The sequence below is a fragment of the Micromonospora olivasterospora genome, from assembly GCF_007830265.1.
Lineage (GTDB): Bacteria > Actinomycetota > Actinomycetes > Mycobacteriales > Micromonosporaceae > Micromonospora > Micromonospora olivasterospora.
Window position 1 is genome coordinate 1,214,533 of record NZ_VLKE01000001.1, and the last position, 22,794, is coordinate 1,237,326.

Annotated in this window: 16 protein-coding genes and 4 pseudogenes; 8 read left to right on the forward strand and 12 right to left on the reverse strand. The window is 74.0% G+C overall.

Annotated elements, in window-relative coordinates:
* Window positions 1-172 precede the first annotated feature (172 nt).
* Window positions 173-457 (reverse strand): winged helix-turn-helix domain-containing protein, encoded by a 285-nt coding sequence (locus JD77_RS35415; protein WP_387229210.1) that lies wholly within the window; start codon window positions 455-457, stop codon window positions 173-175.
* On the opposite strand from JD77_RS35415, the gene JD77_RS05340 reads away from it, so the two are divergent.
* The 3 genes and pseudogenes from JD77_RS05340 (at window position 434) to JD77_RS05350 (ending at window position 3,742) form a co-directional block, all read left to right on the forward strand.
* Entirely contained in the window at window positions 434-1,486 is a 1,053-nt protein-coding gene (locus JD77_RS05340; RefSeq protein ID WP_387229207.1) for a mechanosensitive ion channel family protein, read from the forward strand. The two genes, JD77_RS35415 and JD77_RS05340, sit on opposite strands and share 24 nt — an antisense overlap.
* A gap of 253 nt (window positions 1,487-1,739) precedes the next feature.
* Window positions 1,740-3,114: pseudogene (locus JD77_RS05345) on the forward strand (MFS transporter).
* A 208-nt stretch (window positions 3,115-3,322) separates the two neighbouring features.
* Window positions 3,323-3,742: a globin gene (locus tag JD77_RS05350; RefSeq protein WP_145773293.1), complete on the forward strand. Its 420-nt coding sequence runs from the start codon at window positions 3,323-3,325 to the stop codon at window positions 3,740-3,742.
* A 160-nt stretch (window positions 3,743-3,902) separates the two neighbouring features.
* Here JD77_RS05350 and JD77_RS05355 read toward each other — a convergent pair whose 3' ends face one another.
* The 4 genes from JD77_RS05355 to ettA all read right to left on the reverse strand — a co-directional run bounded on the left by JD77_RS05355 (window position 3,903) and on the right by ettA (window position 7,496).
* On the reverse strand, window positions 3,903-4,487 hold the full coding sequence (locus tag JD77_RS05355) for a type III secretion system chaperone family protein (RefSeq protein ID WP_145773294.1): 585 nt from the start codon (window positions 4,485-4,487) through the stop codon (window positions 3,903-3,905).
* 149 nt (window positions 4,488-4,636) lie between these two features.
* Window positions 4,637-5,377, reverse strand: a complete 741-nt coding sequence (locus JD77_RS05360) for a DUF8185 domain-containing protein (protein WP_145773295.1) — start codon at window positions 5,375-5,377, stop codon at window positions 4,637-4,639.
* Window positions 5,374-5,817, reverse strand: a complete 444-nt coding sequence (locus tag JD77_RS05365; RefSeq protein WP_145773296.1) for an acyl-CoA thioesterase — start codon at window positions 5,815-5,817, stop codon at window positions 5,374-5,376. The genes JD77_RS05360 and JD77_RS05365 overlap by 4 nt, the downstream gene beginning before the upstream one ends.
* Window positions 5,818-5,819: 2 nt before the next feature.
* The gene (gene ettA / locus JD77_RS05370) at window positions 5,820-7,496 is read right to left on the reverse strand and encodes an energy-dependent translational throttle protein EttA (RefSeq protein ID WP_145773297.1); all 1,677 of its coding nucleotides are present in this window, start codon (window positions 7,494-7,496) and stop codon (window positions 5,820-5,822) included.
* 174 nt (window positions 7,497-7,670) lie between these two features.
* Here ettA and JD77_RS05375 point away from each other — a divergent pair, with 174 nt between their 5' ends.
* From JD77_RS05375 to otsB, 3 genes are all read left to right on the forward strand, one after another.
* Window positions 7,671-7,856, forward strand: a complete 186-nt coding sequence (locus JD77_RS05375; protein WP_145773298.1) for a hypothetical protein — start codon at window positions 7,671-7,673, stop codon at window positions 7,854-7,856.
* 140 nt (window positions 7,857-7,996) lie between these two features.
* On the forward strand, window positions 7,997-9,397 hold the full coding sequence (locus tag JD77_RS05380; protein ID WP_145773299.1) for an alpha,alpha-trehalose-phosphate synthase (UDP-forming): 1,401 nt from the start codon (window positions 7,997-7,999) through the stop codon (window positions 9,395-9,397).
* Complete coding sequence (otsB, locus tag JD77_RS05385; protein WP_145773300.1) at window positions 9,394-12,003, forward strand: trehalose-phosphatase; 2,610 nt, start codon at window positions 9,394-9,396, stop codon at window positions 12,001-12,003. Before JD77_RS05380 ends, otsB begins: the two co-directional genes overlap by 4 nt.
* A gap of 88 nt (window positions 12,004-12,091) precedes the next feature.
* Here otsB and cobA read toward each other — a convergent pair whose 3' ends face one another.
* The 3 genes and pseudogenes from cobA to cobC all read right to left on the reverse strand — a co-directional run bounded on the left by cobA (window position 12,092) and on the right by cobC (window position 15,522).
* Entirely contained in the window at window positions 12,092-13,309 is a 1,218-nt protein-coding gene (gene cobA / locus JD77_RS05390) for a uroporphyrinogen-III C-methyltransferase (RefSeq protein WP_145773301.1), read from the reverse strand.
* Window positions 13,306-14,429: pseudogene (gene cobT, locus JD77_RS05395) on the reverse strand (nicotinate-nucleotide--dimethylbenzimidazole phosphoribosyltransferase). The gene cobA and the pseudogene cobT overlap by 4 nt, the downstream one beginning before the upstream one ends.
* Window positions 14,429-15,522: pseudogene (gene cobC / locus JD77_RS05400) on the reverse strand (Rv2231c family histidinol phosphate aminotransferase CobC). The pseudogenes cobT and cobC overlap by 1 nt, the downstream one beginning before the upstream one ends.
* Before the next feature lie 132 nt (window positions 15,523-15,654).
* Here cobC and JD77_RS05405 point away from each other — a divergent pair.
* Both JD77_RS05405 and JD77_RS05410 read left to right on the forward strand, forming a co-directional pair.
* Entirely contained in the window at window positions 15,655-17,787 is a 2,133-nt protein-coding gene (locus tag JD77_RS05405) for a transglycosylase domain-containing protein (protein WP_145773302.1), read from the forward strand.
* Between the two features lie 70 nt (window positions 17,788-17,857).
* Window positions 17,858-18,678 (forward strand): annotated as a pseudogene (locus JD77_RS05410) (SURF1 family cytochrome oxidase biogenesis protein).
* Window positions 18,679-18,703: 25 nt separating this feature from the next.
* Here JD77_RS05410 and JD77_RS05415 read toward each other — a convergent pair.
* The 4 genes from JD77_RS05415 to JD77_RS05430 form a co-directional block, all read right to left on the reverse strand.
* Window positions 18,704-20,296 (reverse strand): ATP-dependent DNA ligase, encoded by a 1,593-nt coding sequence (locus JD77_RS05415; protein ID WP_211372492.1) that lies wholly within the window; start codon window positions 20,294-20,296, stop codon window positions 18,704-18,706.
* A 23-nt stretch (window positions 20,297-20,319) separates the two neighbouring features.
* Complete coding sequence (locus tag JD77_RS05420) at window positions 20,320-20,526, reverse strand: hypothetical protein (RefSeq protein WP_145773303.1); 207 nt, start codon at window positions 20,524-20,526, stop codon at window positions 20,320-20,322.
* A gap of 73 nt (window positions 20,527-20,599) precedes the next feature.
* Window positions 20,600-21,955: a dipeptidase gene (locus JD77_RS05425; RefSeq protein WP_211372779.1), complete on the reverse strand. Its 1,356-nt coding sequence runs from the start codon at window positions 21,953-21,955 to the stop codon at window positions 20,600-20,602.
* A gap of 121 nt (window positions 21,956-22,076) precedes the next feature.
* Complete coding sequence (locus JD77_RS05430) at window positions 22,077-22,700, reverse strand: uridine kinase family protein (RefSeq protein ID WP_145773305.1); 624 nt, start codon at window positions 22,698-22,700, stop codon at window positions 22,077-22,079.
* Window positions 22,701-22,794: the final 94 nt, after the last annotated feature.

The following is a 22,794-nucleotide window of genomic DNA, read 5'->3' on the forward strand; positions in this document are numbered from 1 at the left end:
ATTGCACGTACTAATGCGGTACGTGGAATGAGGATCATTCAAAATCGGGCAGACCCGGCGTCTGACCAGGTCAGCGCCCCTCAACGCCTCTCGACGTTTCACACGGGTTCTCGGACTCAGTTCTGCCGGATCTGGGCCCGATGATCATGGCTGCGCATCGAGGGACGCCACTCTACGGCTTCACGAACGTCCCGCGCTGCGGCACCACGAACAACACACCCTGATCCACCAACACGGCGACGGCACGCCGCACCGTGGCGCGGGCTATTCCGTACTCCTGAACGAGGCGCGACTCCGACGGGATCGCCCGGTTCGGCTGAAGCTTTTCGGGCCGTGTCAGGATGACCGTTTCCGCACGGTTACCCGGTGACGCCGGGTACGGGATGGCGGGTCCGCCAGCGGGCGGCCAGGGGCGGTGCGGTACGAAAGCAGGGTGAGTGCCGCCAGCCTGATCCACGCCGCCCTGTCCCTGCCCGATCAGAGCGCCAGCCCGAGCGCCGACTGCAAGGGCAGCACCTCGTGCGAGTGGTTGTACGACACGACCGGCTCGGCCTGGTTCGCCGAGGGCAGCTACTGGATCCTGCTCAAGCCGCTGCGGGTCGCGCTGATCCTGGCGGTCGCCCTCGTCGCCCGCTGGGCGCTGCACCGGACGATCAACCGGCTGGTCCGCACCACCACGGAAGGTGCCGTGCCGACGCTGCTGCGCCCGCTGCGGGAGCGGGTGCCCACCGCCGCGCCCGACTCCGGCGACTTCGTCCCGGAACGGCGGCGGCAGCGGGCCGAGGCCATCGGGTCGGTGCTGCGCAGCACGGTGACCGCGTTCGTCTTCGGCATCGCGCTGCTGATGATCCTGCGCGAGTTCAGCTTCGACCTGGCGCCGCTGCTGGCCAGCGCGGGGATCGCCGGCGTGGCGCTCGGCTTCGGCGCGCAGAGCCTGGTGAAGGATCTCATCGCCGGCCTGTTCATGCTGGTGGAGGACCAGTACGGCGTGGGCGACACCGTCGACCTGGGCGAGGCGACCGGCGTGGTGGAGGCGGTGGGGCTGCGGGTCACCACCGTCCGGGACGGCCGGGGCGTGCTCTGGTACATCCGCAACGGTGAGATCATCCGGGTGGGGAACAAGAGCCAGGGCTGGGCACTGGTGGTGGTCGACCTGCCGATCGGGTTCGCCGGCACCGAGGAGGCGACGGCGGTGCTGCGTACGGCCGCGGCGTCGGTGGCGATGGACCCGGACCTGGCGCCGGAGATCGTCGAGGAGCCGGAGGTGCTGGGCGTCGAGCAGATGACCGTGGAGGGCGCGGTGATCCGTACTGTCGTCAAGACCACCGCCGACGGGCAGTTCGCGGTGGGCCGGGAGCTGCGGCGGCGGCTCGCCGAGGCGCTGGAGAACTCGGGCATCACCGCCCGGATCGCCGCCCGCCTCTATCCCTCGGTGACGCTCCGGGCGCCCGAGGCCGAGGGCACCGGGCAGGGCGGCGCGACCTGAGCCTCAGGAGCACCGGTTCACCTGCGAAAACAGGCGGTCGTCGATCCGGTCTCGGCACCGCGCGTCCCCTCGGGTATCGTCCGTTCGTTCAGTCGGAGATGCGACGATCAAGCCGTTCGCCCTAGCCAGCTCTCAGACGATCGGGCAGAATCCGGTACGCACGTTCCTCTGCCGGGCGTGCTCACGTCTCGCTGATCCGTAGATCTGACGATGGTTCCCGGGCAGGTCACCACGAGTGGTCGCGGCGGGGACGATGGAGGCCACGGTGTCCGACGAGCGACCCTCCCAGGAAGGGCCGGCCACCTTCCGTGAGGTGTTCGCCCAGGGGGAGTACAGGGCGGTCTACGCCGCGAGTGCCCTCTCCTGGCTCGGCGACTTCATCGCCAAGGCCGCGGTCACCGTGCTGGTCTACCGCGAGACGCAGTCCGTGGGCTACTCGGCCGCCGCGTTCGCGGTCAGCTTCCTGCCCTGGTTGATCGGTGGGCCGCTACTGGCCACGCTGGCCGAGCGGCACCGCTACCGCTCGGTCATGGTGGCGTGCGACCTGATCCGGATGGCCCTGATGGTGCTGGTCGCCATCCCCGGCAACCCGCCGTGGCTGATCCTCTGCCTGCTCTTCGCGACCACCCTGGCCAACCCGCCGAGCCAGGCCGCCCGGTCCGCGCTGATGCCGCTCATCCTCACCGGCGACCGGCTGGTCGTCGGGCTCTCGCTCAACAGCAGCACCGGGCAGGCCGCCCAGGTGCTCGGCTATCTGATCGGGGCGGCCATCGCGGCTGTCGACCCGACCGCCGCCCTGCTGGTCAACGCCGCCACCTTCGCCGTCTCGGCGGCCCTGGTGCGCTTCGGCGTCCGCGACCGGCCGCCGGCGATGAGCGCGGCGAGCCGGAGCCACCTGCTGCGCGAGACGAGCGAGGGTTTCCGGATCGTCTTCGGCACTCCGGTGCTGCGGGCGATCGCCCTGCTGGTGTTCAGCTCCATGCTCTTCTCGATCGTGCCGGAGGGGCTCGCCGCGGCGTGGGCCCGGGAGGGCGCCGGCGGGGCATGGACACGGGCGCGGCCCAGGCCGTCATCATGGCCGCCAATCCGGTCGGCTTCATCCTGGGCGGGCTGGTCGTCAGCAGGGCGGTAGCCCCGGCCCGCCGGCTGGTCCTGATCCGGCCGTTGGCGGTGCTGGCCCCGCTGATGCTGGTGCCCGCGCTGCTCGACCCGCCGCCGCTGGTGGTGGCCCTGCTGGCCGCCCTATGCGGCTTCGCGGTCGCGGGTCTGCTGCCGGTCGCCAACGGGCTCTTCGTCCGGGCGCTGCCCAACGGCTACCGGGCCCGGGCCTTCGGCGTGATGGCCACCGGGGTCCAGGTCACCCAGGGGCGGCCGTGCTCGTCACGGGGCTGCTCGCCGAGCGGATCGACATTCCCACCGTGGTCGGCGGGTGGAGCGTCGCCGGGGTGCTGCTGATGTTGCTGACCGTCGCGGCGTGGCCGAGCCGGGAGACGGTCGACGCGGCGGTCGAGGCCGCCGGGAACGGCACCCCGCCCGCGGTCGCGCGACCGCGGCAGGTCGCGGAGGGCGAACCGCCGGTCGGCGGCATGCCGGGTGAGCGGGGCCGGACCAGCCACACGGTGAGCTGAGCACCGGCCACCCTGCCCCCCCCCCCCCCCCCGGCCGGGGCGCCCGCCCGTCACCACGCGGCACCGCAGCGCCCCGCCCGGTCGCGCCGCACCGCCGCCCCGCCCGGTCGCACTGCCGCGCCGCGCCGGCCCACGCTGTGACGCGGTCGGCGTCCGCCCCGGACGGTACGGCCCCGCCGGTGCCCGCGGCGCCTGGCAGGATGGAACGGTGAATCCCGCAGGTGCGTCCGAGCGTTCCGTGACCCTCTTCGAGGCGGTCGGCGGCGAGCCCACCTTCCGCAAGCTGGTGGACGAGTTCTACGCCGGCGTCGCCACCGATCCGCTGCTGCGGCCCATGTACCCGGAGGAGGACCTCGGGCCCGCGGCGGACAGGCTGACGCTGTTCCTGATGCAGTACTGGGGCGGCCCCAACACCTACTCGGCGCAGCGGGGGCACCCCCGGCTGCGGATGCGGCACGCCCCGTTCCGCATCGGGGCGGCCGAGCGCGACGCCTGGCTGCGCCACATGCGTCGAGCGGTCGACCGGCTGGACCTGCCGCCGGACATCGCCACCGCGCTCTGGGACTACCTGGAGCGGGCCGCGTTCTTCATGGTGAACGTGCTGGACGACCCGACGGGCACCGCCTGAGCGCCTGCCCACCCCTGGGCCCCGCCCGGGACTTGCCGGGCCCCGCCCGAGGCGGGCCCCGCCAGCCCGGGCAGATTCACGGAGAGAGTGGCTATTCCACGTCGGACAGCCACTCTCTCCGTGAATCTGCGAGTGGAAGCCCTCCGTGGGAGGGCACGGATCAGAGCAGGGCGCCCTCGTCGTGCAGCCAGTCGACGAAGCTGGTGGCCACGGCGGCCCCGCAGTCGAGCATCTCCACCAGCAGCGCGTCGTGCGCGCCGGCACCGAGCGGCACCTGAAGCTCCGCGTAGATCGGCAGTTGCCCCCGCTCGGTGGGGTCGCCGATGTAGGCCTTGCAGAACCGTCGAGTGTGGTTCCACTCGTTGACCACCCGGTACGCCCGGTCGGCCCAGTCCGGCGGCACCGTCGCGTGTGGACGGGCCCGCATCACGAGAATCTCGTCCTCCGGTCCCTCCACAGTGACCAGCACCGCGTGCCGCTCCCACATGGCCAGCAGGTTGCCGTCACCGTCGGCCAGGTAGCGCACGTCCAGCAGGTCGAGCGCGTCGCAGACCCGGCGAAGGGTCACCGGCGCGATGGTGGCCGACATGTCCGCGATCACCGGGCGGTCGGTGACCGGGCAGTCGTCCTCCGGCTGACGGGGGGCCGGTGGTCCGACCCGGACGGTGCTGTCCACTGTGATCCCGCTTCGAGTTTCCGGTTCGCCGCCATCGGCGGGACCGGGGCGCCATGACCACCACGGCATCGCTCGCGCACCTCACTCCCCAGCGGATCCAGCCGCCTACAGTGCGTTGGATCCGAGGATGGACGGTACCCGGACAGCCGGGTTGAAGCATCCCCCCAACGGCAGCCCCAGGCCAGAAGAATGAACGCGGGTCATCCGTTCGGATGATCTCAGAGCGCCATAACGGCAAGGTCCGCGACCTTCTGCGACCACACGGCTCCGTACGGCCCCACAAGACCGACCCATCGGCCGGCCACTCGCACCTGGACGTCGCCGCCGACGCCCCCCGACTGGCGCGCCGCGGCGGCCCCGGGATCGTCGCCGGGGCGGCCCAGGAAGCCCATCCGGACCAGACCCTGGACCAGTCGCTGGGCGACCTCCACCGGCGGGCCGGGCGGGTCGTCGGGTGTGACCACCACGGCCACGTGGTCGAGAAGCGCGTCCCGCAGCGCCCGCTGGCCCACCGCCCGGCCGGCCACCCCGTGCGCGGCGGCCTCCCGCAGGGTGCCCGCCGCCGCCTCCGCGATCCGCCACAGCTGCCCGGCCGGCAGCGCCTCCACCGCCCGGCTCGCCGCCGGTGGCAGCGGCCAGCGCCACTCGGCGTCCCGCCGGGCCGGCAGGGCGTCCGCGCCGCCGCCCAGCCGGGCCAGCAGCTCGGCCGCCGCCACGGTCACGTCGCCGCACCCCGACCCCGCCACGGTGCGCACGGCGAGCACGCCCCACGGCAGGCGGCCCCAGATGGCCGTACGGCCGGGCGCGCCGGGCCGGGCCGCCGGACGCAGCCGGACCAGCGCGGCGGGGTCGAGGCGCACCAGCCGGGCCAGGAACGCGCCCGCGTCGGCCACCCCGTCCAGCCCGTGCCCGCCCTCGCCAACGGCCGGGCGCCGGGACTGGGCCGGCGCCCCGCTCACGGCGCACCCCCGGGGGCGTACGCGAGCAGGAACGCCCGCTCTTCTTCGGTGAGCCGCCGGGGCCGCTGCGCGGCCAGGTCGAACGGGACCAGCACCGAGCGCGCGGTGCTGGCCAGCACGTCCCCGTCGTACAGCTCGTAACCGACGGTGAACCGCGAATGCCGGATCTCCTCGACCCACATCTCGATCCGGACCATCGGGGCCGCCTCGGCGGTGGCCCGGCCCAGGGCGTAGTCGACCGGGCGCAGGTAGTCGACCTCGTGCCGGCGGATGACCACCCCGTCGGCGAACGAGCCCACCCCCCACGCCCGGCCGCCGGCGAACATCAACGCCACCCGCGCCTCCTCGTACAGCGTGAGGAAGCGCGAGTTGTTGACGTGCCCGTACGCGTCCAGGTCGGACCAGCGCAGCGTGCAGTGGTAGACGAACCGGTCAGCCACGATCAGTCGCGGGTCAGCTTGCGGTAGGTCACCCGGTGCGGGCGGGCGGCCTCGGCGCCGAGCCGGTCGATCTTGTTCTTCTCGTACGCCTCGAAGTTGCCCTCGAACCAGAACCACTTCGCCGGGTTCTGGTCGTCGCCCTCCCAGGCCAGGATGTGCGTGGCGACCCGGTCCAGGAACATCCGGTCGTGGGAGATGACCACGGCGCAGCCGGGGAACTCCAGCAGGGCGTTCTCCAGGCTGGAGAGGGTCTCGACGTCCAGGTCGTTGGTCGGCTCGTCGAGCAGGATCACGTTGCCGCCGATCTTGAGCGTCAGCGCCAGGTTGAGCCGGTTGCGCTCGCCGCCGGAGAGCACCTTGGTCGGCTTCTGCTGGTCCGGCCCCTTGAACCCGAACGCGGCGATGTACGCCCGCGACGGCATCTCGACCTTGCCCACCATGATGTGGTCCAGCCCGTCGGAGACGACCTCCCAGACCGTCTTGTCACCGGCCAGGCCCTGCCGGTTCTGGTCGACGTACGACAGCGCGACGGTCTCACCGACCCGGACCTGGCCGTCGGTCGGCTGCTCCAGCCCGACGATGGTCTTGAACAGGGTGGTCTTGCCGACGCCGTTCGGGCCGATGATGCCGACGATGCCGTTGCGCGGCAGCGAGAAGGACAGGTCGTCGATGAGCACCCGGTCGCCGAAGCCCTTGGTCAGGTGGTTCGCCTCGATGACCGTGTTGCCCAGGCGCGGGCCCGGCGGGATCTGGATCTCCTCGAAGTCCAGCTTCCGGGTCTTCTCCGCCTCGGCGGCCATCTCGTCGTACCGGTCGAGGCGGGCCTTCGACTTGGTCTGCCGGGCCTTGGCGTTGGAGCGGACCCACTCCAGTTCCTCGGAGAGGCGCTTCTTCATCTTGGCGTCGCGGCGGCCCTCGACGGAGAGCCGGGCGGCCTTCTTCTCCAGGTACGTGGAGTAGTTGCCCTCGTAGCCGATGGCCCGGCCGCGGTCCAGCTCGAGGATCCAGCCGGCCACGTTGTCGAGGAAGTACCGGTCGTGGGTGATCGCCAGGACCGTGCCGGCGTACTTGGCCAGATGCTGCTCCAGCCACTGCACGCTCTCCGCGTCCAGGTGGTTGGTGGGCTCGTCCAGCAGCAGCAGGTCGGGCGCCTCCAGCAGCAGCTTGCACAGCGCGACCCGGCGGCGCTCACCGCCGGAGAGCTTGGTGACGTCGGCGTCCGGCGGCGGGCAGCGCAGCGCGTCCATGGCCAGCTCGAGCTTCGAGTCGATGTCCCACGCGTCGGCGTTGTCCAGTTCCTCCTGGAGCCGGCCCATCTCCTCCATCAGCTCGTCGGAGTAGTCCGTCGCCATCTGCTCGGCGATCTTGTTGAACCGCTCCAGCTTGGCCTTGGTGTCGGCGACCGCCTCCTCGACGTTGCCGAGGACGGTCTTGGCGTCGTTGAGCGGCGGCTCCTGCGCCAGCATGCCGACGGTGTAGCCGGGCATGAGCCGGGCCTCGCCGTTGCTCGGCTGGTCCCACCCTGCCATGATCTTGAGGAGGCTGGACTTACCGGCGCCGTTCGGACCGACCACACCGATCTTGGCCCCCGGCAGGAAGTTCAGCGTCACGTTGTCGAGCACGACCTTGTCGCCGTGCGCCTTGCGCGCCTTTTCCAGGACGTAGATGAACTGGGCCACGGTGCGGGCTACCTCCGTAGGTTGCGACTGGGAGCCGGCGGGCGAGGGCGCGGGCCGGGAACTCCGCCCGCGGCCGCCGGCCGGTGGCCGGCCGCACGCACGCCATCCTCAATCCTGACAGGTACGGCGCGCTGCGCCCACATCGCCCCGCCCCGGCGTACGCGGGCGCGCCGCGTGACGGCGGTCGAGGCCGACATGTGCCCCTTCCTCGGCGGTTGGTCGCGACGCCTGGGCGGCCGGATGGACCTGGCCCAGTTGGCGATGGACGCCGCCGCCCACCCGCTCGTCCCGGTCCTGACGGACCGGCGGGAGCTGCTCGGCGAGGTGCTGCCCAAGGACTGGCCGATCATCGACCTCTGACCAGGGATGTCGGCAAGATCACTGCGGGGTTCGGCGGGCTCGGGAACGGGTAGCGAACTCCGGCACGGGGCACCAGATGCCACAGCTACGCTCAGTACGCTCATCGCGGTGGACCCGACAGCACCCGGAGGTGGCCGATCGTGACCGTCCGTAGCTCCTTTGTCGTAGTGGCGAACCGGCTGCCGGTCGACGAGGTGAGCACGCCCGAGGGACGGCAGTGGCGACGCAGCCCAGGCGGGTTGGTCACCGCCCTGCACCCCGTGCTGGCCGAGCACAAGGGCACCTGGGTCGGCTGGGCCGGGGGCACCGGGGCCGCGCCCGAGCCGTTCGACCTGGAGGGGATCCGGCTGCACCCGGTGCCGCTGAGCGCCGAGGAACTGGAGCGCTACTACGAGGGCCAGTCGAACGCGACGATCTGGCCGCTCTACCACGACGCGGTGGAGACGCCGGCCTACAAGCGCCGCTGGCGGGAGGCGTACCGGCTGGTCAACGCGCGCTTCGCGGAGGCCGCCGCGGAGGTGGCGGCCGAGGGGGCGACGGTCTGGGTGCAGGACTACCAGCTCCAGCTGGTCCCGGCCATGCTCCGCGAGCTGCGCCCGGACCTGCGCATCGGGTTCTTCCTGCACATCCCGTTCCCGCCGATCGAGCTGTTCATGCAGATGCCGTTCCGCACCGAGATCCTGCGCGGCCTGCTCGGGGCGGACCTGGTCGGCTTCCAGCAGCGGCTCGCCGCGCAGAACTTCGTCCGGCTGGCCCGGCACCTGCTCGGGCTGCGCTACGAGGGGCAGATGATCCAGGTCGACGGCCGGCAGGTGAAGGCCGGGGCCTTCCCCATCTCCATCGACACGAAGGAGATGGAGCGGATGGCCGCCGACCCGGCGATCCAGGCCCGGGCCAAGCAGATCCGCGAGGAGCTGGGCAACCCGAGGACGGTCGTCCTGGGCGTGGACCGGCTCGACTACACCAAGGGCATCGAGCTCAGACTCAAGGCCTTCCGCGAACTTCTCGCGGACGGGAAGTTGACAGTTCCAGAGGCCGTCATGGTGCAGGTCGCCACGCCGAGCCGCGAACGCGTGGAGCACTACCAGGCACTTCGGGTCAAAGTGGAGCGCGAGGTTGGTCGGATTAACGGCGAGTTCGGCAGGGTGGGTGTGCCTGCAGTGCATTATCTACATCAGTCGTACAGTCGCAGTGAACTGGCGGCGATGTACGTCGCTGCCGACGTGATGATGGTGACCCCGCTGCGAGACGGAATGAATCTGGTGGCCAAGGAGTACGTCGCATCGCGCGCCGACCACGGCGGCGCGCTCGTGCTCAGTGAGTTCGCCGGCGCCGCGACAGAGCTGCGCCAGGCGTTTCTGTGTAACCCGCACGACCCCGACGCGGTCAAGGACGCGTTGCTCAGGGCCGTGCACGTCGAGAAGGCCGAGGCCCGCCGCCGCATGCGCATAATGCAGCGCCACCTGCGCACCCACGACGTGGGGAACTGGGCGAAGTCGTTCCTCAGCGAGCTGGGCGTGCCCGAGGCGGAGGCGGCGTGAACACGACCGTCCGCGACGGGGCGACCCCGGCCGCGGGAACGCTGGACCCGCAACTGCGAGCCGCCATCGGACGGATCGCCCGCGTCCCCCAGCTCCTGATCGCCTGTGACTACGACGGCACGCTCGCGCCGATCGTGGAGGACCCGAGCAAGGCCGTGCCGTTGCCCGAGTCGGTCGCGGCCGTCCGCGCGCTCGCGTCGCTGCCGCAGACCACGGTCGCCGTGGTCTCCGGCCGCGCGCTGCGCGACCTGGCCGCGCTGTCCCGGCTGCCCAGCGAGGTGCACCTCGTCGGCAGCCACGGCTCCGAGTTCGACATCGGCTTCGTCGAGCGGCTCTCCCCCGAGCTGATCACCGTACGCACCCGGCTGCGCGACGCGCTGCGCGAGATCGCCGCCGCCCACCCCGGCGTACGGCTGGAGCGCAAGCCGGCCAGCGTCGCGGTGCACACCCGCGGTGTGGACCCGCAGATCGCCGCCGCCGCCATCGAGGCGGTCCGCGGCGGCCCCGCCACCTGGGACGGCGTCACCGTCACCCAGGGCAAGGAGGTCATCGAGCTGTCGGTGGTGGCCACCCACAAGGGCACCGCCGTGGACCAGCTGCGCACCCAGCTCTCGGCCAGCGCCGTGCTGTTCATCGGCGACGACGTGACCGACGAGAACGCGTTCGGCAACCTGCACGGTCCCGACGTCGGCGTCAAGATCGGCCCCGGCGAGACGAAGGCCGAATACCGGGTCGTCGAGCCGATCGAGGCCGCCCGCGCCCTCGGCCTGCTGCTGGAGACCCGGCGGCACTGGCTGTTCGGCGAGCGGGCCGTCCCGATCGAGCGGCACTCGATGCTCGCCAACGGGCGTACGGTCGCGCTGCTCACCCCCGAGGCGAACGTCACCTGGCTCTGCCACCCCAAGCCCGACTCGGCGGCGATCTTCGCCGACCTGGTCGGCGGCAGCCCCGCCGGGCACTTCAGCGTCGCCCCCGAGCGCGGCGGCATCCCGCTGGGCCAGCGCTACCGCTCCAACACCATGACCGTCGAGACCCGCTGGTCGGGCCTGACGGTCACGGACTGGCTGGACCGGCCGGCCCGGGAGACCACCCCGGACGGCCCGACGGTCGTCTCCGGCGACTCCACCCTCGTCCGGGTGCTCACCGGCACCGGCCGGGCCCGGCTGGAGTTCGCCCCCCGGCCCGAGTTCGGGCAGGTGGCGGTGCAGCTCCAGCCGACCGATGACGGCCTGCTGGTGCTCGGCTCCAACGAGCCGGTCGCGCTCTACTCCCCCGGCGTCGAGTGGGACGTCACCGACGACGGGGGCGGGTACGAGACGGCCCGGGCCGTGGTCGACCTGGCCGCCGCCGGCGGGCAGGTGGTGCTGGAGCTGCGCTTCGGCACGCACAGCGTGGAGCACCACCGGGTGCCGGTGCACGAGCGGCAGGCCGCGGCCGAGCAGCCGTGGCGGGACTGGGTGGCCTCGCTGCGGCTGCCCACCACCGCCCGGGACCTGGTCGCCCGCAGCGCGCTGACCCTGCGGGGGCTCTGCCACGAGGCCACCGGCTCGATCCTCGCCGCGGCGACCACCTCGCTGCCCGAGGAGCTGGGCGGCGTGCGCAACTGGGACTACCGGTACTGCTGGCTGCGCGACGCGGCGATGACCGCGCGGGCGCTGGTCGACCTCGGCTCGACCGAGGAGGCCGAGGCGCTGCTGCGCTGGGTGGACGGCTGCATCGAGCGCACCGGCGGCCACCCCGAGCGGCTGCACCCCCTGTACACGGTCGACGGATACGAGCTGGGCGCCGAGGCCGTCATCGACACCCTCCCCGGGTACGCGGGCTCCCGGCCCGTCCGGGTCGGCAACCTGGCCAACCACCAGCTCCAGCTGGACGTCTTCGGCCCGATCGCCGACCTGATCGCGGCCGTCGCCGACGCCCGCGGCACGGTCCGGGAGGACGAGTGGCGGGTGCTGGAGAACATGGTCGAGGCGGTACGCCGCCGCTGGCACGAGCCCGACCACGGCATCTGGGAGGCCCGCCTCCCCCCGCGGCACCACATCTTCTCGAAGGTGATGTGCTGGATGACCGTGGACCGCGCGCTGCACGTCGTACGGCAGCACGGGGGCGAGGACCGGCCGGAGTGGGTGGAGCTGCGCGACCGGATCGCCGCCAACGTGCTGGAGCACGGCTGGCACGCCGACGTCGAGGCGTACAGCGTCGCGTACGGCGACGACGACATGGACGCCTCGTCGCTCTGGATCGGCCTGTCGGGCCTGCTCCCGGGCGACGACCCGCGCTTCCTGTCCACGGTGCTCCGGATCGAGGCGGACCTGCGCAGCGGCCCGGTCGTCTACCGGTACCACTGGGACGACGGCCTGCCCGGGCGCGAGGGTGGCTTCCACATCTGCACGGCGTGGCTGATCGAGGCGTACCTGCGCACCGGCCGGCGCACCGACGCCGAGGAGCTGTTCGCCCAGATGATCGACACGGCGGGTCCGACCGGGCTGCTCCCCGAGCAGTACGACCCGCTGGCCGAGCGCGGGCTGGGCAACCACCCGCAGGCGTACAGCCACCTCGGGCTCATCCGCTGCGCCCTGCTGCTGGACAACATGCTCAAGCAGTGAGCTGACCGGCGTCGCGCGGGCGGTGGGAGTTCCTTCCCACCGCCCGCGCTGTCGTCACGGCGGGGAGCCGGGCCGGTGGCAGCGGCGACTACGACAGGGCGTCGACCACGTCGCCCACGACGACCACGGCGGGCGGGCGCAGTCCGGCCGCGGCCACGTCGGCGGCCACCGCGCCGAGCGTCGACCGGAGCACCCGCTGCCCGCCGGTCGTCCCCTCCTGCACGACGGCCGCCGGCGTGTCGGCGGGCCGGCCGTGCGCGACCAGGGTTGCGGTGATCGCGGCGAGGTTCTTCAGCCCCATCAGGACGACCAGCGTCCCGCGCAGCGCGGCGAGGGCGTCCCAGCGCACCAGCGAGGCCGGCGAGTCGGGCGCGACGTGACCGGAGACCACGGTGAACTCGTGCGCCACCGCCCGGTGGGTGACCGGGATGCCGGCCGCCGCTGGGGCGGCCACCGAGCTGGTCACGCCGGGGACGACGGTCACCGGCACGCCGGCCGCCGCGCAGGCGAGGAGTTCCTCGCCGCCCCGGCCGAAGACGTACGGGTCACCGCCCTTGAGCCGGACCACGAACGCCCCGGCCCGGGCCCGGTCGACGAGGATCCGGTTGATCTCCTCCTGGGCGCGCGCCGGCCCGTACGGGATCTTCGAGGCGTCCACCAGCTCGACGTCGGGGCGCAGCTCGTCGAGGAGCAGCCCGGGCACCAGCCGGTCGGCGACCACCACGTCGGCCTGGGTGAGCAGCCGCCACCCCTTCACGGTGATCAACTCTGGATCCCCGGGCCCGGCCCCGACCAGGGCCACCCGGCCGGGGGCCGGGCCCCGCCTGTCGGCGTCCACCGGGCGCGTCAGCTCGGTCGCGGCCAGCAGGTCGCGGATCGCGTCCCGGACGGTCATCGCCCGGCGCGGGTGGCCGCCGCCGAGCACGGCCACCGTGACCGGGCCGTGCCGGGTGACCGCCGGGGTCCAGGCGGTCGCCGCGGCCCGGTCGTCCGCCCGGACGCAGAAGATCCGGCGCTCGGCGGCGGCGGCGCTGACCGCCGCGGCGGCGGTCGGGTCGTCGACGGCGGCGTGGACCAGCCACGCCCCGTCCAGGTCCGCCGGGGCGAAGCGGCGCGGTTCCCAGCGCAGCCGGCCGGCGTCGGCGTGGGCGCGCAGCGCCGGGGTGAGTTCCGGCGCGACCAGCAGGACGTCCGCGCCGGCGTCGAGGAGCGCGGGCACCCGCCGGGTGGCCACCGCTCCCCCGCCCACCACGACCACCCGCCGCTTCGCCAGCCGCAGTCCCAGGGGGTACGGATTCGTCGTCACTTCTCGGACACGCCCGCCGAGTCGAAGGTGGCGACCTCGTGCAGCACCCGGACCGCGCCGGTGACCACCGGCAGGGCGAGCAGCGCGCCGGTGCCCTCGCCGAGCCGCAGCCCGAGGTCGATCAGCGGGTCGAGGCCGAGGTGCCGCAGCGCGGCGGTGGCCCCGGCTCGGCGGAGCGGTGGCCGGCGACCATCGCGCCGACCGCGTCCGGGGCGAACGCGGCGGCGGCGAGCGCGGCGCTGACCGCGATCACCCCGTCGAGCAGCACCGGGACCCGGCGCGCGGCGGCGCCGAGGATCAGCCCGGCCAGCGCGGCGTGCTCCAGGCCGCCGACCGCGGCGAGCACGCCGAGCGGATCGGCGGGGTCGGGGGCGTGGCGGACCAGCGCGGCCCGCACCACGTCGACCTTCCGCGCGTACGTCGGGTCGTCCACGCCGGTGCCGCGGCCGGTGGCCGCCGCCGGGTCGACGCCGGCGAACGCGGCGACGAGGGCGGCGGCCGGGGTGGTGTTGGCGATGCCCATGTCCCCGGTGAGCAGGATGCCCGCCCCGGCGTCGATCAGCTCGCCGGCCACCCGGATGCCGGTCTCGACGGCGGCGCGGGCCTCGTCCCGGGTGAGCGCGGGGGTGACCGCGAGGTCCCGGGTGCCGGGGCGCACGTTCGCCGTGACGAGGCGGGGCGTGGCGGGCCCACCCGCCCCGGCGTGGGCGCCGGTCGGCGGGGCGGCCGGGTCGGCGGGCTGGTCGGCCTGCGCGGCCGGCGGCAGCGGAGTGGCGACGCCGACGTCGACCACGGTGACCGAGGCGCCGGCCTGCCGGGCGAACGCGTTGACCACCGCGCCGCCGGCCAGGAAGTTGCCGATCATCTGGGCGGTGACCTCCTGCGGCCAGGGGGTCACCCCCTGGGCGTGCACGCCGTGGTCGCCCGCGAAGATCGCCACCGCGGCCGGCTCGGGCAGCGGCGGCGGGCAGACGCCGGCCAGGCCGGCGAGGCGGACGGATAGCTCCTCCAGCGCGCCCAGCGAGCCGGCGGGCTTGGTCAGCCGGCCCTGGAGCTCCCGGGCCGCCGCCATCGCCGGCTCGTCGAGCGGCCGGACCGCCCGGATCGTGGACTCCAACATCATGCCTCCAGGATCTCCGCCAGTGCGGCGGTGAACGCGTCGGTGGTGGCCCGGTCGCGGACGGCCACCCGCAGCCAGTCCGGGCCGAGCCCGGGGAACGTGTCGCCCCGGCGTACCGCCCAGCCGTGCTCGCGCAGGCGTTCGCGCACCCGCGCCGCCCCGGCCAGGTGCATTAGCACGAACGCACTGGCCGGGCGGCCCGCGACGCGTACGCCGGGCAGGCCGGACAGGCGGGCCACCAGGTGGTCGCGGTCGGCGGCCAGCTCGGCGGCGATCGCGCGCTCGGCCGCGACGGCGGCCGGCGAAGCGCAGGCGGTGGCGGCGGCCAGCGCCGGTGTGGAGACTGCCCACAGCGGCTGGGCCGCGGCCAGGCGGGCGAGCAGCGGGGCCGCGCCGAGCAGGTAGCCGATCCGCAGCCCGGCCAGGCCCCAGGTCTTGGTCAGGCTGCGCACCACCAGCAGGCCGGGTAGGTCGCGCCGGCCGGCCAGGGACTCGGGTTCCCCGGGTACGCCCGGAGCCCCGGTCGTGTCGGCGAACGCCTCGTCGACGACCAGTACGCGGCCGGGCGGGCCAGGGCGGCCAGGGCGGCGGCGGGATGCAGCACGGAGGTGGGGTTGGTCGGGTTGCCGACGACGACCAGGTCGGCGTCCTCGGGCACCCGGGCCGGGTCGAGCCGGAAGTCCTCGGTCGGGTCGAGCAGCACCCGCTCGACCTCGTGGCCGGCCGCCCGCAGCGCGGCCTCCGGCTCGGTGAACTGGGGGTGCACGACCACCGGCCGGCGCAGCCCGGTCAGGGCCCGGGCGAGCAGCACGAAGGCCTCGGCCGCCCCGGCGGTGAGCAGCACCTCCTCCGCGGGTCGGCCGTGCCGGGCGGCGACGGCGGCCCGGGCGGGCGCGGGGTCCGGGTACGCGGCCAGCTCGCCCAGTGCGGCGGTGATCGGGTCGGCCAGCCAGTCGGGCAGCGGGGCCCGGCGCACGTTGACGGCCAGGTCGACCAGGCCGGCGCCGACCTCGGCGTCCCCGTGGTGGCCGAGGTCCGGCCCGTCGTCGTGGGCACGACCGGGAACGGCGCCCGGCGCCGGCAGCACACGCATGCCCGCGATCCTGCCGGGAAGCAGCCGTACGGCACAGCGGATCTCGGCGTGGTCCGCGTCACCCACCTTCGACCGACCGCCCGTTTATGAATTCTTCTCATTTCTGAATCGGAAATGTCATAGCTTGACCGTGTGAGCAACCGACCCCTTGGCAGCCCTGGTCGCTTCGTCCCTCTCCTCCGCGCCGGCCTGATCGCCGGCATCGTGATCGCGGGAGCCCTCTACCCGGTGGCCGCCCTCACCGGGCTCGGCGCCAAGGCCACCGCGCACGCGGTGGAGCAGAAGACGAACATCCTGCGCACCGCGCTGCCCGCCGAGACGTCGTACCTCTACGCACCCGACGGCAAGACCGTGCTGACGATGTTCTACGAGGAGTACCGGCGCTACACGAAGCTGTCGGACATGTCCCCGAACATCCAGCAGGCCATCGTGGCCGCCGAGGACTCCCGCTTCTACCAGCACCGCGGCGTCGACCCGAAGGGCGTCGCCCGCGCCTTCGTGGCCAACTCCCGCTCCGGCGGGGTGTCCCAGGGCGCGTCCACGTTGACCATGCAGTTCGTCCGGATGGCCCTGCGGGACAGCGCGGGGACGCCGAAGGAGGTCCAGGAGGCCACCCAGCAGACCAGCCTGCGCAAGGTCAAGGAGATGCGGATGGCCCTGGACGTGGAGAAGGAGCTGACCAAAGAGCAGATCATGGAGCGCTACCTCAACTCCGCGTACTTCGGCCACCGCGCGTACGGCATCTTCGCCGCCGCGCAGATCTTCTTCTCCAAGACGCCGGCCACCCTCACCCCCGCCGAGGCGGCCACCCTCGCCGGCCTGGTCAAGTCCCCCTCCGAGTACGACCCGGTCACCTCGGACCAGAAGGACGCCACCGGCCGGCGCAACTACGTGCTGGACCGGATGGCCCAGCTCGGCTACCTCAGCCCGGACGCCGCCGCGGCGGCGAAGGCCGAGCCGATCCGGCTGAAGCTGACCTACCCGTCCAACGACTGCACGTCGGTGCCGGAGAAGTACAACAGCTGGGGCTTCTACTGCGACTACCTGAAGAACTGGTGGAGCTCGCAGCCGGCGTTCGGCGAGAACCGGCTGGAGCGGATGGACAAGCTGCGCCGGGGCGGCTACCGGATCGTGCTCGCCATCGACCCGAAGATCCAGGAGGCGGCCGAGAAGGGCGTCGGGGCCAAGGACGGCATCGGCAGCCCGTTCGCCAACGGCATCGTGGTCGCCGAGCCCGGCACGGGACGGATCAAGGCGATGGCGGTCAACCGGAAGTACTCGCTCGACCTCAGCGAGAACGGGCCGAGCGGCAACCCGGAGGCCAGCCCGAACGTCAAGGCGACCTATCCCAACACGGTCGCCCCCCTGCTCGGCGGCGGCGACCTGCCCGGCTACCAGGCGGGATCGACGTTCAAGATGTTCCCGATGCTCGCCGCGCTCAACTCGGGGCTGCCCCTGTCGACCGCGTACGACTCGCCGTACCGGTACCAGTCCAAGGTCTACGACGGCTGGGCGCCGTCCAACGCCAGCGGCGCCATGACGGGCCGGCAGACCATGTGGTCCGGGTTCGGCAAGTCGGTCAACACGTACTTCGTGCAGCTCGAGGAGCAGATCGGAGCGGAGAAGGGGGTACGGCTCGCGGAGCAGCTCGGGCTGCGCTGGCGCACCGACGTCGACCGGGACCACGCCTCCCCCACGAAGGCGAACAAGTGGGGCGCGTTCACCCTGGGCGTCTCCGACGCCACCCCGCTGGAGATGGCGAACGCGTACGCCGCGATCGCCGCCGACGGGCGGTACTGCGAGGCGCTGCCGGTGCAGTCGATCAGCAACCGGGACGGGACGCCCACCACGTACACGACGGCCGGCGGAATCCAGCGGGAGGTCGCCAAGCCGCGCTGCCGGCAGGTGGTGAGCGCGGACGCGGCCCGGGCCGCCACCGACGCGGCCCGCTGCCCGACCGGGGACACCCCGGCCAAGGGAGGCTGCGGCGGCTGGTCGACGGCGGACAGCGTCCGGGGCACGGTGGGGCGCCCCGTGGCCGGCAAGACCGGTACGACGGACAGCACCCGGTCGGCCTGGTTCGTCGGCTACACGCCGGAGCTGGCGGCGGCGAGCTTCATCGCCGACCCGGACAACCCGTTCAACGCGGTGGGCGACGGCATGTCCCAGGTGCCGATCGCTGCGGTGGCGGAGACCCTCCGCGACGGCCTCAAGGGCCGGCCCGGCCGCAACTTCACCCCACCCTCGGACGCCATCGTCGGCTGAGGGGCAGGGAAGGGCGGCGGCCTGGCCCGGCCGCCGCCAGTGGCGGCGGTCGTACGGGTAGCCTCGACGCGTGTACCGGTTCCTCCTGACGCCACGCTGGCTGGGCATCCTCGCGCTGACCCTGGTCGCCGCGGCCGTGATGGTGCTGCTCGGCAACTGGCAGCTGGACCGTTACCGGGGCCGTACCGCGATCAACGAGCGGATCGACGCCGGCACGCGGATGGCGCCCGTGCCGCTGCGCGACGCCGTACCCGCCCCGACGGGCGGCAACGGCACCGCCGGCCCGGCCCCCGCCGAGGAGGCCACCTGGGCCCGGGTCACGGTGACCGGCCGGTACGACGCCGCGAACGTCGTCCTCGTACGCGGCCGGACGGTCGACAGCCAGGTCGGCTTCGAGGTGGTCACCCCGCTGGTCCTCGCCGACGGCACGGCCGTGCTCGTGGACCAGGGCTGGGTGCCCCCGGCCCCGGGCGGGGCGATTGCGCAGCCGCAGCTGCCGCCGGTGCCGCAGGGCGAGGTCACCGTGGTGGGCCGGGTGCACCCGAGCGAGAGCGGCGCGGGCCCCGTCGACCGGCGGGGGGCCGGCTGGAGACCCGCCGGATCGCCGTCCCCCGGCTGGCCCGAGAGCTGCCGTACCCGGTGCACGGCGCGTACGTCCTGCTGAACGAGCAGACCCCGGCCGCCGACCCGGCGTTCCAGGCCGTGCCGATCGGGCACACCAACAACTGGCAGAACTTCGGGTACGTGGTGCAGTGGTGGCTGTTCGCCGGCATGACGCTGTTCGGCTACGGCTGGGTGGCCCGGCGGGAGGCCCGCCGGCTGTCCGGGCCGACCGGGCCGGAGCAGCCGCTCGACCGGGCCGCCGAGCCCGCCCCGAGCACGCCGGCCTGAGCCTCCGCCGGGCCCCTGCGGCCGGTCAGCCGGCCGGGCGGGCCTCGTGGATGGCCCGGACGGCGTCGATCGTGTCCGCCTCGGCGGCGGTCTTGTCGTCGCGGTAGCGGACCACCCGGGCGAAGCGCAGGGCCATCCCACCCGGATAGCGGGAGCTGGTCTGCACCCCGTCGAACGCGATCTCGACGACCTGCTCGGGGCGGACCCGGACGACCCAGTCGCCCCGCTCCACGGTCAGGGCGAGGAACCGCTCGGTCTGCCAGCGCAGCATCTCGTCGGTGAGGCCCTTGAACGTCTTGCCGAGCATGACGAAGCCGCCCGTGCCCGGGTCGCGGGCGCCGAGGTGCAGGTTCGACAACCAGCCGCTGCGCCGGCCGCTGCCCCATTCCACGGCGAGCACCACCAGGTCGAGGGTGTGCCGGGGCTTCACCTTGACCCAGGCCGCGCCGCGCCGGCCGGCATCGTACGGGGCCTCGAGGGACTTGACCACCACCCCCTCCTGGCCGGCGTCGACCGCGGCGGCGAAGGCCTCGCCCGCCGGCCCGGGACCGTCGACCTCGACCCGGCCGACCAGCAGCGTCGGGTCGACCGCGCCGGCCAGCGCCGCCCACCGGTCCCGGCCGGGCAGGTCGATCAGATCCCGCCCGTCGAGGTGCAGCAGGTCGAAGAAGTACGGCGTCAGCACCGCCTCGCCGGTCGTCGCGGCGGCGGCGAGCACGGCCGGGGCGACCGGGGTGGGGCCGGTGGTGCTGGGCGTGGTGCGCCGGGCGGCCCGGCTGGAGGTCTGCTGGAACGGCAGTGGCCGGCCCGCCTCGTCCAGCCCGATCGCCTCGCCGTCGAGCACCAGCTCGCGAGCGGGCAGCGCCCGCACCGCGGCGACCACCTCGGGCACGCGGGTGGTGATCTCGTCGAGGCTCCGGCTGAACACGGCGATGTCGGAGCCGGAGCGGTGCACCTGGATGCGGATGCCGTCGAGCTTCACGTCGACCACGGCGGGCACGCCGGTCGCGGCCAGCGCCTCGTCGACCGAGGGGGCGCTCTGCGCCAGCATCGGGGCGAGCGGGCGGCCGACCTGGAGGCCGAACCCGGCGAGTGCCGCCGCGCCGCCGGCCAGCGCCGCCTCCGCGACCGCGCGCAGGTCGCCGGCGAGCAGCAGGGCCCGGCGCACCGCGCCCAGCGGCACGTCGGCCGCCTTCGCGACCGCGTCGGCGAGCAGCCCCGCCTGGGCGCCCTGGCGCAGCTCGCCGCTGAACAGGCCGCGCAGCATCCGCTGTTCCTCGGCGGTGGCCCGGGCGAACAGCGCGTCGAGCAGCGCCCGGCGCCGGGCCTGGGAGCCCGGGCCGCGCACCGCCGCGATCTCGTCGATCGCGGCGTCGACCCCGGTGACGGTAAGGGTCGGCTCGGCGGCCGGCGGCGGCAGGTCGCGCAGGCTGGCCCAGCCCACGCCCGTCTGGCGCTGCCGCAGCTCACCGGCGAGCCAGCCGGAGCCCGCCGGGACCTCGGGCGGGTCGAGCGCCCGCAGCGCGGCGGCCAGCAGCTCCACCTTGGCCCGCCGGCCGCTCGTGGCGCCCACGGCGGCGGAGGTGGCCGCCAGGTCGAGGAACCGCACGGCTCCCATCCTGCCAGCCACCCCCGACAGGCTCAGGCGGAGACAGGCTCCTCGATGCGCAGGCCGCGGGCGCGCACCCCGTCGGCGACCCGGGAGAGGGCCGCGTCCAGCGCGACCAGGGCCGTGGAGAGCTGCCCGAGCTGTTCCCTGAGCGAGTCCTCGGGCCACGCGGAGACATCGACGTCCCCCAGAGCGCTGACGGCGGCCTCCAACCGGGCCATCACCTCGTTCGTACTCATGTTCGAAAGGCTACAACAGCCCCGCGCCCGACACACCGAGAACCGCCCAACCGACCCGGAAGTTACGGTTTCGTCATCCGGCCAGGTGCACGGCCGCGGCGGCCACCCTGGCCAGCAGCAACGCCTCGGCCTCGCAGACCCGGGCGAACTCGCCGAGGTGCAGGCTCTCGTTGGGCCCGTGCGCCCGGGACTGCGGGTCCTCCACGCCGGTCACCAGGATCGACGCCCGCGGGAACATCTCCTGGAAGGTGGCGATGAACGGGATCGAGCCGCCGATGCCGATGTCCACGGGGGCGGTGCCGTCCCAGGCCGTACGGAAGGCGTCGCGCGCGGCGTCGAACACCGGCCCGGTGGCGTCGATGACGCAGGGGTCGCCGTCGTGCTCGATCGTCACCGTCACCTGGGCGCCCCACGGGGCGTGCTCGGTCAGGTGCTTCTGGACGGCCACGTACGCCCGCTGCGGGTCGTCGCCCGGCGCCAGCCGTACGCTCAGCTTGGCCTTCGCCGCCGGAACCAGGGCGTTCGGCGCCTCGGCGGTGGCCGGGGCGTCGATGCCGAGCACGGACAGCGAGGGCTTGGTCCAGATCCGGTCGGTGATCCGGCCGGTGCCGATCAGCCGCACGCCCTCGACCAGGCCGGCCTCGGCCCGGAACCGGCCCTCCGGGTAGTCGACGGTCGCGCCCTCCCCGCCGGTCAGCCCGGCGACGGCCACGTTGCCCGCGGTGTCGTGCAGGGTGGCCAGCAGCCGGGCCAGCGCCGTCAGCGCGTCCGGGACCGCGCCGCCGAACATGCCGCTGTGCACCGCGTGGTCCAGGGTGCGGACCTCGACGAAGCAGTTGACGAGGCCGCGCAGCGAGGTGGTCAGCGCCGGCATGCCGATGTCCCAGTTGGTCGAGTCGGCGATCACGATGACGTCGCAGGCGAGTTCCTCGCGGTGCTCGGCGAGCAGTTGCTCCAGCGAGTCCGAGCCGAACTCCTCCTCGCCCTCGATGAACAGCACCACGCCGACCGGCAGCCGGTCGCCGAACGCGCGCAGCGCCGCGATATGCGCCATGATCCCGGCCTTGTCGTCGGCGGCGCCGCGGCCGTACAGGCGGCCGTCGCGCTCGACCGGCTCGAACGGGTCGGACTCCCACAGCGACAGGTCGCCGACCGGCTGGACGTCGTGGTGGGCGTACATCAGGACGGTCGGCGCGCCGGGCGGGGCGGCCCTCCTGCCGATCACTGCCGGCTGGCCGCCGCGGCGCACGATCTTGACGTCGAGGTCGCACCCGCGCAGCAGCTCGGCCACCGCCTCGGCCGACCGCTCGACGTGCGAGTGGTCGAAGCCGTCGAAGGCGATCCCGGGGATGCGGACGAGTCGTTCCAGGTCGGCGCGGACGCCCGGCAGTTCCCGCTCGACGGCGGCCCGCAGCTCGGCGTCGGACATGATCGGTGTCGTCATGACCGGCAATCTATGCGGCCTTACCGGGCCGGCGCGTCGAGCCCGTCCGGCCTCGGCGTCCGGCCGGGCACCCCGTCCCGGTCGGTCCCGGCTGCCACCGGCCCGCTCAGCGGAGCCGGACGTACTCGCGCGGCGCGTCGTGCGGCAGGGCCGGGGCGCCGTCGACGACCAGGTCCGCGGCCTCGGCCGTGCCGTCCGCGGCGAAGTGCGCCCGCTCGCCGGCGTGCCAGCGGCGCAGCTCCGGCAGGATCGCCGGGCCGTCCCGCTCCACCGCCCGCCGCAGCCGCAGCCCCTGCGGCGCGGCGACGAACACCGACAGGGTCAGTTCCGCCCGGACCGCGGCGCGGGCCGCGCTGACCCCCTCCAGCACCACCACGGGGGCGGGCGGCACCGGCACCGCGCGGGGCAGGAAGCGCCGCCGCACCCAGCTGTACCGCCGGTACGCCCCCGGCCGACCTTCCCGCAGCGGGGCCAGCACCTGCTCGTCCAGCCGGGGCCAGAAGGTGAGCTGGTCGTCCCAGCCGTCGAGCAGGTCGTCGGTGTGCACCACCGGGGGCCGGGCACCGCCGGGCAGCGCCCCGAGGGCGTCCGCGAGGCGCGCGGCGAAGACGCTCTTGCCCGCGCCGCTCGGCCCGTCGACCGCCGCCAGTCGGGTACGCCCCAACCGCGCCGGCCCGGCCAGCACCCGCCGCGCCAGCTCGGCGTACGTCTCGACGGTCGGCACCACCACGGGCCCGACGCTAACGCCCTGCTCGGCGCGTACGTCTACCGGTCTACCCGGCGCCCGTTCGGCCGCAGACCCGCCGCACCGCCCGGCATGATCG